The sequence below is a fragment of the Hafnia psychrotolerans genome, from assembly GCF_014639435.1.
GTDB lineage: Bacteria > Pseudomonadota > Gammaproteobacteria > Enterobacterales > Enterobacteriaceae > Ewingella > Ewingella psychrotolerans.
Window position 1 is genome coordinate 402,601 of record NZ_BMFZ01000002.1, and the last position, 16,101, is coordinate 418,701.

Genomic DNA, 16,101 nt, shown 5'->3' on the forward strand with positions numbered 1-16,101 from the left:
ACTTTACTTTTCCTCGCTAGCGTGAGAAAGCAGCCAGCAGTTATGAATTTGACGATTACGGGCGAAATCCTGCGACAGGGTTTGGCTGGTGATCTCTTTAGCGCTCAGACCGAGCAAGCTCAGTCCCTCGAGATCCATCTGGAAACCGCGCTTGTTGTTGGAGAACATAATGGTACCGTTGTGACGCAAAATACGTTTCAGATCTTTCATCAATGACAGATGATCACGCTGAACGTCGAAACTTTCGGCCATACGTTTAGAGTTGGAGAAGGTCGGTGGATCGATAAAGATCACGTCAAACTGCTCGTCGCACATGCCAAGATAGGAGAGACAATCAGCCTGGATAAGGCGATGCTGACGCCCTGTCAAGTTATTCACTCGCAGGTTTTTCTCTGCCCACTCCAGATAGGTGCGTGACATATCGACAGTGGTCGTGCTGCGTGCGCCACCGAGGCCTGCGTGAACGCTGGCGGTACCGGTGTAGGCAAACAAGTTAAGGAAGTCTTTCCCTTTACTCATTTCGCCAAGCATTTGGCGCGCAATGCGGTGATCGAGGAACAGACCGGTATCCAGATAATCGGTCAGGTTAACCCACAGCTTGGCATTGAACTCTTCCACCAACTGGAATTCGCCTTTTTGCGCCAGTTTCTCGTACTGATTGGTTCCCTTCTGACGTTCACGGGTTTTCAACACCAGTTGGCTGGAAGAAATATCCAACACAGAGAGTGTGGCGTTAATGACATCAAATAAACGTTGACGCGCTTTCTGCGCATCCACGGTTTTTGGTGGTGCGTATTCCTGTACTACCACTTTGCTACCGTAGCGATCAACGGCCACGTTGTAATCTGGTAAATCGGCGTCATACAGGCGATAACACTCGATCCCCTGTTGTTTGGCCCATTTCTCCAGCTTTTTGACGTTCTTGCGCAGGCGGTTGGCGTAGTCTTCTGCCATTTGCGTGCCTGACGCTCCGGTTGGGTTTTCGGCCAACTGGTAGTTTTTTTGCACACATTCCAGCGGGCCATTTTTAGCCTTAAACTGACGATCGGCGCGTAGCTGCACGCAGCTCAGCAGTTCAGGCGAGGCGCTGAACAGAGAGAGCTGCCAGCCACCAAACTGAGTTTTCATAATACGGCCCAGCTGGTTATGCAGGGCAATCAACGCAGGTTCACTTTCCAAACGCTCGCCATAGGGTGGGTTACTGATGACCGTACCGGTTGGGCCTTCAGGCAGCGGATTCACCAATTTGCCAACTTCACCCACTTCGAGTGTGATGAGTTCAGCCACACCGGCACGACGGGCGTTAGAACGCGCCATTTCAATCACGCGGCGGTCAATATCAGAACCGAAGAAACGCGACGAGGTCTCCTGCAATGCACGACGAGTACGCACTTCGGCCTCTGTCGTCAGTTCACGCCATAAATCAGCATCAAACTTATTCCAGCCGGTAAAGCCCCAATGTGGACGATGTAAACCCGGCGCGCGATCGGCGGCAATCATTGCCGCTTCGATCAACAACGTGCCGGAACCGCACATAGGATCAACCATCGGCGTGCCAGCTTTCCAGCCAGAACGCATGACGATGGCAGCCGCCAAGCTCTCTTTTAAAGGTGCCTGACCGGCCAGGTCACGGTAGCCGCGCTGATGCAGGCCTTCGCCGCTCAAATCTAGCGCAACGCTGGCAGTATCACGTTGCAAGAACACATTGACGCGAATGTCAGGCTGCTGTTTCGCCACGTTAGGGCGTTCATCCATTTTGCGCGTAAAGCTGTCGACGATAGCGTCTTTCACTTTCAACGCGCCGTACTGACTGTTACGAATCTCATCATTCAGACCACTAAAATGAACGGCAAAGGTTTTATCGACACCGAACATTTCCGGCCAGTCGATCGCCATCACACCCATATATAGGTCTAAATCGCTGTGTACTTTAAATTCATTAAGAGGCAGCAGAATGCGCGAAGCCAGACGGCTCCAAAGCAGACTTTGATACATCAGGCGATCGTCACCTTCAAAATGCACCCCTCCCTGCACAACTTTGCAGGCTTGCGCACCCAGCGTTTCCAGTTCGCTTTTTAAAAGTTCTTCCAGTCCACGCGCCGTGCTGGCAAACAAAGAGTTCATATCGACATATCACCAAAAAGAAAATAGTTGCGCATTATAGCTAATCCGTCCCGCTTGTCATAAAGTCTCTTCCCATCATAAAATATTACCCAACGTCATTCGAGTTGCATCTGGGCCGCAACGGAATGAATCCTCGGGTGCTTACTCAAGTAAGTGACCGGGTTGAATGAAGGCGGCCAACGCGGAGGCAGCTCGAAAGATGAAAGGTATAGAGCAAGGAGGCGCGTTTACGTGGCTACCCTTTCACGATTATTTGTTCACCCCGTAAAGTCGATGCGCGGACTGCAGTTGTCTCACGCACATGTCACAGCCAGCGGTCTGGCATTTGACCGTCTTTTCATGTTGACAGACCCACAGGGGATGTTTATTACCGCACGCCAATATCCGCAGTTGGTCCAGTTTACGCCCGCTTTGCTGCCAGATGGCCTATTAATCACCCGTCCCGATGGCGAAACCGCCAGCGTGCGTTTCCGTGATTTTAGCGGACAAGCTGAACCCACAGAAGTTTGGGGCAATCAGTTTACCTCACTCATCGCGCCAGATGCGTTAAATCAGTGGCTAAGCCGCTATTTAAAGCGCGACGTACAACTGCGCTGGGTCGGTGAAGAACTGACTCGCCGCGTGAAAAAATATGCTGAAGTCCCCCTCTCTTTCGCCGACGGCTTCCCTTATCTGCTGATCAATGAAGCCTCAATGCGCGATTTACAAAACCGCTGCCCCAGCAGCGTGAAAATAGAACAGTTCAGGCCGAATCTGGTGGTTACTGGCGTGGAGGCTTATGCCGAAGATAATTGGCAGACCATTCGCATCGGTGAGGTTATTTTTGACGTAGTGAAACCCTGCAGCCGCTGCATACTAACGACGGTAAGTACCGAGCATGGCCGCAAACATCCGCGTGGGGAACCACTGAAAACGCTGCAGGGCTACCGCACTGCCGACAACGGTGATGTGGATTTCGGTCAGAATATGATTGCCCGTAACACCGGCATGATCCGGGCCGGTGACAGCATTCAGGTACTGGCGACCAAACCACCCCGCCCATACTCTGCCGGTATCGTGGTTGAAAATGTGGCAGCGCCAAAGAGCGATGTCAAAAGTGTCAGCATTAACTATCAAGGCACGGAGTTTACCGGAAATAATCAGCAGATTTTGCTTGAGCAGCTAGAGATGCAGGGTTTACGCATTCCATACTCTTGCCGTGCAGGTATTTGCGGAGCTTGCAAGCTGACGCTAGAGGCAGGGGAAGTGTCGCCACTAAAGGCAAGTGCGATAGGTAAAGATGGGACGATATTGTCTTGCAGTTGTATTCCAGGAACGGACGTCGTGTTGCGTTGATCAAGAAGAGAAGAGGTCTATCAGGCGGGAAATCAAACCGCCCGATCATATTGTTGAGTATTCGTGGTGCGAACGGGTGCAGGCATCAAACGATCATGCATGATCTTAATGGCATCACCGAGCACCATTCCCCGACCTGCCAGAGTTAAGCGCTCTTGTGCCAGTAAACAAAGACTGGCGTTATCGCCGGACTCAACCACCAGCAGGATTGCATGCTCGCCACTCTCCGTCACCTGAACTTGCGCTATCTGGCCGTTCTGCGGCTGAAAAGGTAAGCGCTGTTGGGTAAAATGCCAACTTTTTGGCATTAGCGGCTTGAGAAAACGGAAGGCAACCAAGGCATTAAGTACTAATTCAGCACGCTGCTCATTGGCCAGTTTCACACCTTTGCACTGCTCTTCATAACCATAATAGAGAGCAGCATCATCCACACAGAATGAGGCGTCACCAAAAGCATCTGGCGTCAGCATTTTTGCAGGGAAACGGGAACGGAAAATCATACCATTGGCGAGATCCAGCATCAGCCGATCGTGTTCAGTATCAAAATACCAACGCCAATTATCATCTGGTTTAATTTTCATTTTCTATCCTGTTTTTCCCGAACTTGCGATCTGATCACTCATTAATAAAAAAAACCGGACTTACCCTACGCGATTTAATCATGGGTATAAATCAGACAAATCTTGAGCTACTGCCGCTTCTATATTATAGAACCAGTGGACAAAATATAGACGAGCCGGATGAATAAATAAACCCCCGGCTGTCAATAGCGATGAAAAATATTAGATATGGGTGACAATATTCTTAATCAGGCGTGGTCCGTGATAGATAAACCCGGAATATATTTGTATTAAAGAGGCACCCGCCGCCATTTTTTCCCGTGCAGCGGTTAATGAATCTATCCCGCCAACACCAATAATAGGCAACTGGCCTTTAAGTTCATCAGAGAGCATACGGATGATTTCTGTACTCCGAAGTTGAACAGGACGGCCACTTAATCCACCGGTTTGCTCGCAGTAATTAAGTCCCTGGATCAACTTACGGTCGAGTGTTGTATTGGTGGCGATCACCCCATCCATATTATGACGAACTAAACTGTCAGCTATTTGGATCAATTCCTCGTGTGAAAGATCCGGGGCGATCTTTACTGCAATAGGGACATATTTTTGATGCCGCTGCTGTAGCTCAAGTTGCTTATTTTTTATCGCTGCCAGTAGATCGTCAAGCGCTTCGCCGTACTGTAATGAGCGTAATCCCGGCGTGTTAGGGGAAGAAATATTCACCGCGATATATCCGGCGTAAGGATAAATCTTATCCATACAAGTCAGATAATCATCTTTGCCATTCTCGACCGGCGTGTCTTTATTCTTGCCAATATTAATACCGAGAATGCCACCAAAACGAGAACGTTTAACGTTGTTAACTAAATTGTCGACACCTTTATTATTGAAGCCCATGCGGTTAATCAGGCCTTCGGCTTCCACGATGCGGAATAAGCGCGGCTTATCATTACCGTCCTGAGCCCGAGGCGTCACGGTACCCACTTCCACAGCACCAAAGCCCATCGCGCCAAATGCATCAATGCAATCACCGTCTTTATCCAGACCGGCGGCAAGACCTAATGGGTTTTTAAATGACAGCCCCATGCAACTGACCGGTTTGGTCGGTACAGACTGGTTAATAAGAAATTCAAACGGTGAACCAGAAATACGGCTCAATAGGCGGAAAGTGAGTTCGTGCGCGCGCTCAGGGTCGAGCTGAAACAGTGCTTTCCTGACAAGAGGATAAAACATGAAGACTCCTGGATTCCCGGTGGCTAGACGGGGCGATATTATCGACTAACCGCCGGTCAATTGGAAACGTTAACCAGCTATTTGCGATAATAAGTGCTTTTGTACGCAAACGATTACTTTTTATTTACCTTTGATTCACGTTTTGCGCCCTTCCCACCTCCCCTTTATACCTGCCGTTTCGCCGACTTTATCCGTTTTGCGACTATGGATAGCCAAAATTGAGATTTCCGCTCCGCCGCCTCTGCCTGTTACGTTAATTTCACTTTGTTAATGAAAACAATGATTCTATAACTTTTTGTTATATCCAAGTCACTCACGTTGCATTACGGCAGCCAACACAGAGGCAACTTGCAGGACGACGGATATATAAGGAATTCAGATGCGTGTTATTACCCTGGCAGGCAGCCCGCGACAACCGTCCCGCTCTTCTTCCCTGCTGGCCCTCAGCCACCAGTGGCTGGCAAACCGTGGTGTGAAAGTCTTTACCTACCATCTGCAGGATTTCTCTGCTGACGATCTGCTGTTCGCGAATTTCTCCAGCCCGCAGTTGAAGCAGCTGACTGCCGAACTGACGAGTGCGGACGGGTTGATCGTCGCAACACCCGTGTATAAAGCGTCTTTTTCCGGCGCATTAAAAACGCTGCTGGATTTACTACCTGAACGCGCACTCGACCATAAAGTCGTTCTGCCGCTGGCGACCGCCGGTTCTATCGGTCACATGCTGGCGGTGGATTACGCTCTCAAGCCGGTTCTCGCCTCGCTGAAAGCACAGGAAGTTCTGCAAGGCGTATTCGCCGATGACAGCCTGATTACCGACTATCACACTTTTCCGGCGCGGCTTGATCCGGCGCTCGCCGAGCGTTTGAACGAATCGCTGGAAAATTTTTATCTGGCACTCAGCCGCCATCGGCCGATCGTCAACACTTTCGCAACCTCTCTTTCAGCGCAAGTTCTGCGCGTCTGACTCAAAAGGAATTCACCATAACTGCGTTATTCTCTTTGTCATCACTTCGCCGCCTGCCAGTGGTTGCCGGTTTGCTTACCAGCCTGACCCTCAGCGGTCACGCCGTGGCGGAAGAAAAAGCGCCGCAGCAGCTGCGCATCGCCTATCAGAAAGGGTCTGTCGGTCTGGTGCTGGCAAAATCGCACAAATTGCTGGAAACACGTTTTCCCAACACCAGGATTACCTGGATTGAATTCCCTGCCGGACCGCAAATTCTGGAAGCCCTCAACGTCGGCAGCATTGATTTAGGGGGCACCGGCGATTTACCGCCGCTGTTCGCGCAGGCGGCGGGCGCAGACTTGCTCTATATCGGCTCGGAACCGCCAAAGCCAAAAGCAGAAGTGATTCTGGTCGACAACGACAGCCCGATCAAAAGCGTCGCGGATCTGAAAGGTCACAAAGTCGCCTTTCAGAGAGGCTCCAGCTCGCACAATTTACTGATCCGCGCCCTGCAACAGGCGGGGCTGAAACCCAGCGACATCCAGCCGGTTTATCTGACACCGGCCGATGCCCGTGCGGCATTTCAGCAGCATGACGTCGATGCCTGGGCCATCTGGGATCCTTACTATTCCGCTGCGCAGGTTCAGGGAAATGTCCGGGTACTGATTGACGGTTCATCGTTGCATCAGACCGGCTCCTTCTACCTTGCGCCGAAAAAATATACTGAAGCCAATTCGCAGTTTATCCAGCAGGTTCTGACGGTGTTAACGCAGGCGAATGCGCTGACCAAAACCGATCGCGACCAGAGCATCAAACTGCTTTCTCAGTCGATGGGTTTACCGGAAAAAGTGGTGGCGTCATATCTGGATCATCTGCCGGATTTACCTATCACGCCGGTCAGTGCCGAAACGGAAAAGCGCCAGCAGCAAACCGCCGATCTGTTCTATGAAAACCGTATTTTGCCGAAGCAGGTCGACATCAAAGACCGTATCTGGAAACCGACAGTACAAGCCAACTGAGTATCCGACGATTTAACCGCTACGCACGAGCGAAAACGAATGAGAGAGGAGTTACCCCATGAGTCTGAACGTATTCTGGTTTTTACCTACCCACGGCGATGGTCGCTATTTAGGCACGGAAGAAGGTGCGCGCGTCGTTGATCACGGTTATCTGCAACAGATAGCACAAGCGGCCGATCGCTTAGGGTTCGGTGGCGTGCTGCTGCCTACCGGCCGTTCATGCGAAGACTCATGGCTGGTGGCCGCGTCGCTGATTTCCGTTACCCAGCGGCTAAAATTCCTGGTGGCGCTGCGTCCGGGGATTATCTCCCCGACGCTGGCTGCTCGTCAGGCCGCCACGCTCGACAGGCTGTCCGGCGGTCGCGCGCTGTTTAATCTGGTGACCGGTGGCGATCCGGCTGAACTGGCCGCCGAGGGTCTGCATCTCAATCACAAAGAACGTTACGAAGCGTCTGCCGAATTCACCCGTATCTGGCGTCGCGTACTGGAAGGCGAAACGGTGGATTACTCAGGCCAACACATTCAGGTCAACGGCGCGAGCCTGATGCATCCCCCGGTTCAGTACCCTCGCCCGCCGCTGTACTTCGGTGGTTCTTCTGAGGAAGCGCAGGATCTGGCCGCCGAACAGGTTGAACTGTATCTGACATGGGGCGAGCCACCGGCGTCAGTCAAAGAAAAAATCGAACAGGTTCGCGCCAAAGCCGCGGCCCATGGCCGCACGGTGCGCTTCGGTATTCGTTTGCATGTCATTGTGCGCGAAACCAATGAAGAAGCCTGGCAGGCCGCCGACCGCCTAATTGCCAACATTGATGATGACACCATTCAACGCGCACAGGCGGCGTTTGCTAAAACCGATTCCGTGGGGCAGCACCGCATGGCAGCGCTACACGGCGGCGATCGCAATAAACTGGAAATTTATCCAAACCTGTGGGCAGGGATCGGTTTGGTGCGTACCGGTGCGGGCACTGCGCTGGTTGGTGATGGTCCGACCGTAGCGGCACGCATGCAGGAATATGTCGATCTGGGCATCGATACCTTTATTTTCTCCGGCTATCCGCATCTGGAAGAAGCGTACCGCGTCAGCGAGTTGCTGTTCCCGCATCTGGATCTGGCGAAACCGGAAGATGAGAACGTGGTGAAGAAGGCTATTTTGCCGCGTGGTGAACTGGTCGCTCACGACTTCGCCAACAAAAAAGTCGCCAGCCAGCATTAAGGAGAACGGACATGACCTCATCACCACGCGAGTTAGACCGTATTTTGCCGTGGATTGTGCCGGTGGCGCTGATCGGTGGCTGGCAGGTGGCTGTCGAAGCAGGCTGGCTATCTCAACGCATTCTTCCCGCGCCCAGCGCGGTGGTTGAGGCGTTCTGGACACTGACGAAAAGCGGCGACCTCTGGCAAAACCTGAAAATCAGCACCTTCCGCGCGCTGACTGGTTTTGCCATCGGCGGCAGCCTCGGTTTGCTGCTCGGCTTTATCACCGGGCTTTCCCACTGGGGAGAGCGCCTGCTCGACAGTTCACTGCAAATGCTGCGCAACATTCCCCATCTGGCGCTGATCCCGCTGGTGATTCTGTGGTTCGGTATTGATGAAACTGCCAAGATTTTTCTGGTGGCACTGGGCACCCTGTTTCCGATTTACCTCAATACTTATCACGGTATTCGCAATATTGATCGCGGCCTGCTGGAAATGTCGCGCAGCTACGGTTTGTCCGGTTTCCCGCTGTTTATTCAAGTGGTATTACCCGGCGCGCTGCCGTCGATTATGGTCGGAGTCCGCTTTGCGCTCGGGTTCATGTGGCTGACGCTGATCGTCGCAGAAACTCTTTCTGCCAACTCCGGCATCGGCTATCTGGCAATGAACGCCCGTGAATTTTTGCAAACTGACGTCGTGATGGTCGCCATCGTGCTGTACGCCATCCTGGGTAAACTGGCCGATATTTTAGCCCGCCAGCTGGAAAGTGTCTGGCTGCGCTGGCACCCCGCTTATCAGAAAAAACAAGGAGACGCCGCATGAGCGCACCTACCCGTATTCCGCAAGGCACGCCGGTCACGCTGTCCGGCATCACCAAACAGTACGGCAACCGCGCCGTGCTCAATGACATCAATCTGCGCATTCCGCCCGGCCAGTTTGTGGCGGTGGTTGGCCGCAGCGGCTGTGGAAAAAGTACATTATTACGTCTGCTCGCCGGGCTGGAAAAAACCACACTGGGCGAACTGCTTAGCGCCAGTGCTCCACTGAGTCAGGTGCACGACGATACGCGGCTGATGTTTCAGGATGATCGCCTGCTGCCGTGGAAGAAAGTGATCGATAACGTCGGCTTAGGCTTAAAAGGAAAATGGCGCGAAGCCGCGCTGGCCGCGCTGGAAGAAGTCGGATTGGCGGATCGCGCCGATGAATGGCCTTCGGCACTGTCGGGAGGACAAAAACAACGTGTGGCGCTGGCGCGTGCGTTAATCCATCGACCACGTTTGTTGTTATTAGATGAACCGCTCGGCGCACTGGATGCCCTAACGCGAATCGAAATGCAAAGCCTGATCGAGCGTCTGTGGCAACAGCATGATTTCACCGTGCTACTGGTGACGCACGATGTCAGTGAAGCCGTGACCGTTGCAGACCGGGTGATCCTCATCGATCAGGGACGGATTGGTCTGGATCTGACCGTGGATTTGCCACGTCCACGCCGGAAAGGTTCAGCGAGACTAGCAGAGCTGGAAGCCGAAGTGCTGGAACGCGTGCTCACGCCTCAACCTGCGCAGACGGTTCCGCAGGAAGCGAAACGCGCACAGCGATAACTTATATTTACCCGAAATAATTCGAGTTGCAGGATTAAAGCGGCGGCAAGCGGATGAAGGATAAAAAGGGCAATGTTTCCATCGCCCTTTGTCATTTCTGAGACTCGGTTATGCGTCTAACGCTTTGGTGATTTTCTCGAACAAATCACCGGACAGATTTTCCAGCCCTTTTAACTGCTCAAGCGCACTGCGCATCAGTGCCTGACGGTGAGCGTCATAGCGTTTCAGACGGATCAACGGCTCAATCATACGCGCGGCAACCTGCGGGTTACGGGTGTTCAGGTCGGTGAGCATTTCCGTCAGGAACTGATAACCGCTGCCATCGGCGGCGTGGAATGCCGGCGGGTTGGTGGAGGCAAACGACCCTATCAACGAACGGATGCGGTTCGGGTTACTCATGGTAAATGAACGGTGGCTCAGTAATGAACGAACTTTTTGCAGTACATCCGCCGACGGGCTGGAGGCTTGCAGCATGAACCATTTGTCCATCACCAGACCATCTTGATGCCAGCGCTCATCGTAAGTCGCCATCAGCGCTTCACGACAAGGCAACTGGGCCGAAACGGCCGCAGACATCGCCGCCAGAGAGTCGGTCATGTTGTCGGCCTGCTCGAACTGAGCCTGTACGATTTTATCCGCCTGCGTTACGTCACCAAACGCCAGATAACGTAAACAGGTATTACGCAGTGCGCGCTTGCCAATATCTTCATGCACCACACGGTATGCCGGCAGACGGTTAGCGTTATAAACGGCCAGTAACTCATCTGCCATTTCGGTTGCCAGGCAGCGGGTGATGGCTGAATGCACCGCACTGATCGCTTGCGGATCGATAATATCGAACAATTCAGCCATTTCGTTTTCAGAAGGCAGCGTGAGGATCTGTGCCGCCAAGCCCGGATCAATACTTTCGTCCAACAACACGGCACGGAAGGCATCGGCCACGTGCAACGGCAGTGACAGTGGCTGTTTCTGCTGATGCCGTGCGACGTTGAGCTTAATATAAATAGCCAGCAGGCTTTGCGCCGAATCCCAGCGAGAGAAATCATTACGCGCATGTTTCATCAGGAAGGTGAGCTGATGATCGCCATATTTATAATCCAGCTTCACTGGTGCAGAGAACTCACGTAGTAAGGATGGCACCGGTGGGTATTCCACATCGTCAAAGATGAAGGTTTGTTCTGCTTGAGTCACATTCAGCACGTTGCTAACCACACTGCCGTTTTGCTTAAGCGGAATCACATTACCTTGCGGATCATACAGTTCAATATCCAACGGAATATGCAGTGGCAGTTTTTCAGCTTGATCCGCCGTCGGTGGCGTTTTCTGGCTAACGGTTAACGTATATTGCTGTTTTTCTACGTCATAATCATCACGTACGGTGAGAACAGGTGTGCCCGACTGGCTGTACCAACGGCGGAACAGAGACAGATCAACGTTCGACGCATCTTCCATCGCCTGCACGAAGTCATCACAGGTTGCCGCGCTGCCATCATGACGTTCAAAATAGAGTTGAATACCAGCCTGGAATTTCTCTTCACCCAGCAAGGTATGCAGCATGCGGATCACTTCTGAACCCTTTTCATACACCGTCAGTGTGTAGAAGTTGTTCATTTCGATCACTTTTTCCGGACGGATCGGGTGCGCCATCGGGCTGGCGTCTTCGGCAAATTGTGAGGAACGCATCACGCGGACGTTATCAATACGGTTTACTGAACGTGAGCCGAGATCCGAGCTGAACTCCTGATCGCGGAACACCGTTAGCCCCTCTTTCAGGCTGAGCTGGAACCAGTCGCGGCAGGTCACGCGGTTACCGGTCCAGTTATGGAAATATTCGTGACCGATCACCGCTTCAATACCCAGATAATCTTTGTCGGTGGCAGTTTCGGCTTTCGCCAGCACATATTTGGAGTTAAAGACGTTCAGGCCTTTGTTTTCCATCGCGCCCATGTTGAAGAAGTCAACGGCAACGATCATGAAGATATCGAGATCGTACTCCAGATTGAAGCGGCTTTCGTCCCACTTCATCGACTGCTTCAGGGATTCCATTGCCCAGTCGGCACGGTCCAGATTGCCACGATCGACAAACAGCTCCAGCGCCACATCACGGCCTGAGCGCGTTTTGAAGGTATCACGCAGCACATCAAAATCACCGGCGACCAGCGCAAACAGATAGCAAGGTTTAGGGAACGGGTCTTGCCATTTTATCCAATGTTTGCCACCTTCCAGCTCACCGGAATCAATGCGGTTACCGTTGGATAGCAGGTACGGATAGCGGGCTTTATCAGCCACGATACGCGTCGAAAAGCGCGCCAGAACATCCGGGCGATCCAAATAATAGGTGATATGCTGGAAACCTTCGGCTTCACACTGAGTACACAGCGCTTCACCGGAGAGATAAAGCCCTTCCAATGCGCTGTTTTTGGCTGGGTGAATTTCGTTGACGATGCAAAGCTCGAAGGCTTCAGGCAGACGGTCAATCACGAGTGTTTTATCCGTTACCTGGTAACTCGGCCAATCCTGCCCATTCACTTTCAGACTGATTAGGGTCAGATCTTCACCATTAAGTACCAGCGAAGCGCCTTCTGCACCTTGGCGTTTAATCTGGCTGACAGCGGTAACCACGGTAGTTTGGGCATCGAGTTCAAAATTGAGGTCAATATCGGTAATGGTGTAGTCCGGTGCACGGTAATCGTGGCGGAATTTGGCTTGTGGCAGTTGAGTCATAAAGAAACCTTTTAACGTTTTCGTCAGTCACGACGTCTGTTGTTGATCCTTGCTTATCTGGACGCTCCGGCAGGAGAAAGGCCAGCGGCTGATAAAGCTTTCCTGAACTTTACCACAGGCGCTTAGAATTCCCAGATTGTTGCAGACTTGTAAGTCTGTTAGGCCATGTTTCGTTCAAAACGGAAGCCTATGCCACTGTGCAACCTAATTGTTAACAAAAAGATGCCATTTTGAAGACCTGAGCACGTTTAAGCCTCGACCCTTCGCTGACAATTATGATGTGATGAGCGTTCTTTCACAGGATATTACGGTATACTTCACAGACTTTGCTGTTTTATCCAGAATGCTTTTTTATCTGGAATGGTTGGCGTGATGCGAACTGCCTTTAATAAGTTATGTGCAGGTTTTTGCTGGCCAACCCTTTCTGACGAGGATGCTGTAAACGCGCTATGACTTCATACGCTTCCCCGATTTTGACTTCGCTGTTAGATACCGACGCCTACAAGCTTCATATGCAGCAAGCCGTCTTCCACCGCTATCACGATATTAGCGTGGTGGCCGAATTCCGCTGTCGTGGCGACGACCGACTAGGCGAATATGCCAGCGAAATTCGCCAACAAATCGAAATGATGAGCCAGTTGGCTCTGACAGACGATGAATTTTCCTATCTTTCCAGTCTGCCTTTTTTCAGCGCTGACTACCTCAACTGGCTGAAAACTTTCCGCTATAACCCTAAAGATGTCGAGGTGGCCGATCGCGACGGTCATTTACACGTGCGGATTTCCGGGCCATGGCGTGAAGTGATCATGTGGGAAGTGCCGCTGCTGGCCGTGATTAGCGAAGTTGTTCACCAACATCGTTCTGGTCAGGTGACCCTACAAATGGCAGTGGATCAACTACGCAAGAATCTGACACGTTTCAAACAAGAAGCGGCAGATATTGATATATCATGCTTTCGCCTGATGGATTTCGGAACGCGACGCCGTTTCTCCGGCGAAGTGCAGCAGGCGATTGTTACTACATTGAAAGCCGAATTCCCTTACCTGCTAGGTACCAGTAACTACCATATTGCCCACAGATTGCAGTTGTCTCCGGTAGGAACCCAGGCGCATGAGTGGTTCCAGGCGCATCAGCAGATAAGCCCAACACTGGCCAATAGCCAGCGTGCCGCTTTGCAGGCATGGCTGGATGAATACCCTGATCAATTGGGTATCGCGCTGACCGACTGCATAACGATGGATGCTTTCCTGAGGGATTTCGGCCCGAAATTTGCCAACGCCTATGACGGTTTGCGCCATGATTCAGGAGACCCGGTTGAATGGGGTGAAAAAGCGATAGCGCATTATCAAAAGCTGGGTATTGACCCGATGAGTAAAACCCTGGTCTTCTCAGACAATCTTGATTTAGATAAGGCTCTGTCTCTGTATCGCCATTTCCATCAACGCGTGAATCTGGTATTTGGTATTGGAACGCGTCTGACCTGTAATATTCCAGACGTAAAACCGCTGAATATTGTGATCAAGCTGGTCCAGTGCAATGGCAAACCGGTGGCAAAACTGTCTGACAGTCCAGGTAAAACAATCTGTCAGGACAAAGCTTTTGTGAAGGCATTACGTAAAGCTTTCGATATCCCTCTGGTTAAAAAAGCATCTTAATAAAACGTCTGTGGCCATCACGGCCGCAGGCATTCTTCCTTCTCCTTTCCAGAACCGTTCTTCTGATCACTGACTCTTCTTATATATAGGCGTGCTCCTTTATATTGATGCTATTTAGATTTACGACATTCACATCCATCGCAATGATAATTTTGGATAACTATTGCCCTGCCCGGACAAATGTTGTCCAAGCGACGTGATTTCTGCTTGTGTCCTGAGAAAGGCTAAGTAACATAGCAAAATCCCTTTTTATGGGGTCCGTTAGTTCTCAATCATCATCTGAATATATAAGAAAGAGAGAAACCTATGAGCGTTGTGCCTGTAGTCGACGTACTGCAAGGCCGTGCTGCGGTTGACAGTGAAGTCACCGTCCGCGGTTGGGTGCGTACCCGGAGAGATTCTAAAGCTGGCATCTCCTTCCTCGCCGTTTATGACGGCTCCTGCTTTAATCCGTTACAGGCCGTTGTGAATAATTCTCTGCCCAATTATCAGAATGAGGTTCTGCGCCTGACCACCGGTTGCTCAATTGAAGTGACCGGCACTGTTGTCGCCTCACCGGGTGAAGGCCAAAGTTTCGAACTGCAAGCGACGGCCATTAAAGTGGTTGGCTGGGTTGATGATCCTGACACTTACCCGATGGCCGCAAAACGCCACAGTATCGAATATCTCCGTGAAGTGGCGCATCTTCGCCCACGGACCAATTTGATCGGTGCTGTTGCTCGCGTGCGTAACACCCTTTCGCAAGCCATTCACCGTTTCTATCATGAAAATGGTTATTTCTGGGTATCAACACCGCTTATCACAGCATCGGATACCGAAGGCGCTGGCGAGATGTTCCGCGTTTCAACCCTGGATTTCCAAAACTTGCCGCGTACTGATAAAGGCGACGTTGATTTCAGCGAAGATTTCTTCGGTAAAGAAGCATTTCTTACTGTTTCCGGGCAGTTGAACGGTGAAACTTACGCTTGTGCACTCTCCAAGGTTTATACCTTCGGCCCAACCTTCAGAGCAGAAAACTCCAATACCAGCCGACACCTGGCTGAATTTTGGATGGTTGAACCGGAAGTGGCCTTTGCCACTCTGGACGACATCGCCGCACTGGCTGAAAGCATGCTTAAATACGTGTTCCAGGCCGTTCTGAACGAAAGAAAAGATGATATGGCGTTTTTTGCCGAACGCGTAGACAAAGATGCTGTTTCACGCCTTGAGCGTTTTGTAACATCAGATTTCGCCCAGGTTGATTACACCGATGCAGTAGCAATCTTAATCAATTGCGGTAAGACCTTTGAAAATCCTGTGTCGTGGGGTGTCGATTTATCGTCTGAGCATGAACGCTATCTGGCAGAAGAGCATTTTAAAGCGCCGGTAGTGGTTAAAAATTACCCTAAAGATATCAAAGCATTCTATATGCGAATGAATGAAGATGGTAAAACCGTCGCAGCGATGGATGTTCTGGCCCCCGGTATTGGTGAAATTATCGGCGGTTCTCAGCGTGAGGAACGTCTGGATGTGCTGGATGCTCGCCTTGAAGAAATGGGCCTCAATAAAGACGATTATTGGTGGTATCGCGATCTTCGCCGCTACGGCACAGTGCCGCACTCCGGTTTCGGCTTAGGGTTTGAACGCTTGGTAGCCTACGTTACTGGTGTACAAAACGTGCGGGATGTGATCCCATTCCCACGCACACCACGTAATGCAACCTTCTAATTAGCT

General features: G+C 51.5%; 12 protein-coding genes. 8 read left to right on the forward strand and 4 right to left on the reverse strand.

The window, feature by feature from the left end:
- Positions 1–3: 3 nt before the first annotated feature.
- Complete coding sequence (gene rlmKL, locus IEV89_RS05070; protein WP_188471036.1) at positions 4–2,124, reverse strand: bifunctional 23S rRNA (guanine(2069)-N(7))-methyltransferase RlmK/23S rRNA (guanine(2445)-N(2))-methyltransferase RlmL; 2,121 nt, start codon at positions 2,122–2,124, stop codon at positions 4–6.
- A gap of 231 nt (positions 2,125–2,355) precedes the next feature.
- Here rlmKL and IEV89_RS05075 point away from each other — a divergent pair, with 231 nt between their 5' ends.
- On the forward strand, positions 2,356–3,459 hold the full coding sequence (locus tag IEV89_RS05075; protein ID WP_188471038.1) for a YcbX family protein: 1,104 nt from the start codon (positions 2,356–2,358) through the stop codon (positions 3,457–3,459).
- Positions 3,460–3,491: 32 nt separating this feature from the next.
- Here the strand turns inward: IEV89_RS05075 and IEV89_RS05080 are convergent, their stop codons facing one another.
- Together IEV89_RS05080 and pyrD are read right to left on the reverse strand one after the other, a co-directional pair.
- Positions 3,492–4,040: a cell division protein ZapC gene (locus tag IEV89_RS05080; RefSeq protein WP_188471040.1), complete on the reverse strand. Its 549-nt coding sequence runs from the start codon at positions 4,038–4,040 to the stop codon at positions 3,492–3,494.
- 201 nt (positions 4,041–4,241) lie between these two features.
- Positions 4,242–5,252: a quinone-dependent dihydroorotate dehydrogenase gene (gene pyrD, locus IEV89_RS05085; RefSeq protein WP_188471042.1), complete on the reverse strand. Its 1,011-nt coding sequence runs from the start codon at positions 5,250–5,252 to the stop codon at positions 4,242–4,244.
- Between the two features lie 379 nt (positions 5,253–5,631).
- Between pyrD and ssuE the strand changes: the two genes are divergently transcribed.
- The 5 genes from ssuE to ssuB are packed head-to-tail and all read left to right on the forward strand — an operon-like array spanning position 5,632 to position 10,009.
- Positions 5,632–6,216 carry an NADPH-dependent FMN reductase gene (gene ssuE / locus IEV89_RS05090; protein WP_188471044.1) on the forward strand — a complete coding sequence of 195 codons (585 nt, stop codon included), beginning with the start codon at positions 5,632–5,634 and terminating at the stop codon, positions 6,214–6,216.
- Between the two features lie 35 nt (positions 6,217–6,251).
- Complete coding sequence (locus tag IEV89_RS05095; RefSeq protein ID WP_188471046.1) at positions 6,252–7,214, forward strand: sulfonate ABC transporter substrate-binding protein; 963 nt, start codon at positions 6,252–6,254, stop codon at positions 7,212–7,214.
- A gap of 58 nt (positions 7,215–7,272) precedes the next feature.
- The gene (gene ssuD, locus IEV89_RS05100) at positions 7,273–8,427 is read left to right on the forward strand and encodes an FMNH2-dependent alkanesulfonate monooxygenase (RefSeq protein ID WP_188471048.1); all 1,155 of its coding nucleotides are present in this window, start codon (positions 7,273–7,275) and stop codon (positions 8,425–8,427) included.
- Positions 8,428–8,438: 11 nt separating this feature from the next.
- Positions 8,439–9,230 carry an aliphatic sulfonate ABC transporter permease SsuC gene (ssuC, locus tag IEV89_RS05105; protein ID WP_188471050.1) on the forward strand — a complete coding sequence of 264 codons (792 nt, stop codon included), beginning with the start codon at positions 8,439–8,441 and terminating at the stop codon, positions 9,228–9,230.
- Complete coding sequence (gene ssuB / locus IEV89_RS05110) at positions 9,227–10,009, forward strand: aliphatic sulfonates ABC transporter ATP-binding protein (RefSeq protein WP_188471052.1); 783 nt, start codon at positions 9,227–9,229, stop codon at positions 10,007–10,009. Before ssuC ends, ssuB begins: the two co-directional genes overlap by 4 nt.
- Positions 10,010–10,117: 108 nt before the next feature.
- On the opposite strand, the gene pepN is transcribed toward ssuB, so the two are convergent.
- Complete coding sequence (pepN, locus tag IEV89_RS05115; RefSeq protein WP_188471054.1) at positions 10,118–12,733, reverse strand: aminopeptidase N; 2,616 nt, start codon at positions 12,731–12,733, stop codon at positions 10,118–10,120.
- Between the two features lie 449 nt (positions 12,734–13,182).
- On the opposite strand from pepN, the gene pncB reads away from it, so the two are divergent.
- The gene (pncB, locus tag IEV89_RS05120; protein WP_188471056.1) at positions 13,183–14,388 is read left to right on the forward strand and encodes a nicotinate phosphoribosyltransferase; all 1,206 of its coding nucleotides are present in this window, start codon (positions 13,183–13,185) and stop codon (positions 14,386–14,388) included.
- A gap of 306 nt (positions 14,389–14,694) precedes the next feature.
- Positions 14,695–16,095, forward strand: coding sequence for an asparagine--tRNA ligase (gene asnS, locus IEV89_RS05125; protein WP_188471058.1), 1,401 nt, complete (start codon positions 14,695–14,697; stop codon positions 16,093–16,095).
- The last annotated feature ends 6 nt before the right edge of the window (positions 16,096–16,101 follow it).

Bases quoted from the DNA above. Each gene is read 5' to 3' on its own strand.
- rlmKL (WP_188471036.1), bottom strand. From the start codon at position 2,124: ATGAACTCTTTGTTTGCCAGCACGGCGCGTGGACTGGAAGAACTTTTA.
- IEV89_RS05080 (WP_188471040.1), bottom strand. From the start codon at position 4,040: ATGAAAATTAAACCAGATGATAATTGGCGTTGGTATTTTGATACTGAA.
- pyrD (WP_188471042.1), bottom strand. From the start codon at position 5,252: ATGTTTTATCCTCTTGTCAGGAAAGCACTGTTTCAGCTCGACCCTGAG.
- ssuE (WP_188471044.1), top strand. From the start codon at position 5,632: ATGCGTGTTATTACCCTGGCAGGCAGCCCGCGACAACCGTCCCGCTCT.
- ssuD (WP_188471048.1), top strand. From the start codon at position 7,273: ATGAGTCTGAACGTATTCTGGTTTTTACCTACCCACGGCGATGGTCGC.
- ssuC (WP_188471050.1), top strand. From the start codon at position 8,439: ATGACCTCATCACCACGCGAGTTAGACCGTATTTTGCCGTGGATTGTG.
- ssuB (WP_188471052.1), top strand. From the start codon at position 9,227: ATGAGCGCACCTACCCGTATTCCGCAAGGCACGCCGGTCACGCTGTCC.
- pepN (WP_188471054.1), bottom strand. From the start codon at position 12,733: ATGACTCAACTGCCACAAGCCAAATTCCGCCACGATTACCGTGCACCG.
- pncB (WP_188471056.1), top strand. From the start codon at position 13,183: ATGACTTCATACGCTTCCCCGATTTTGACTTCGCTGTTAGATACCGAC.
- asnS (WP_188471058.1), top strand. From the start codon at position 14,695: ATGAGCGTTGTGCCTGTAGTCGACGTACTGCAAGGCCGTGCTGCGGTT.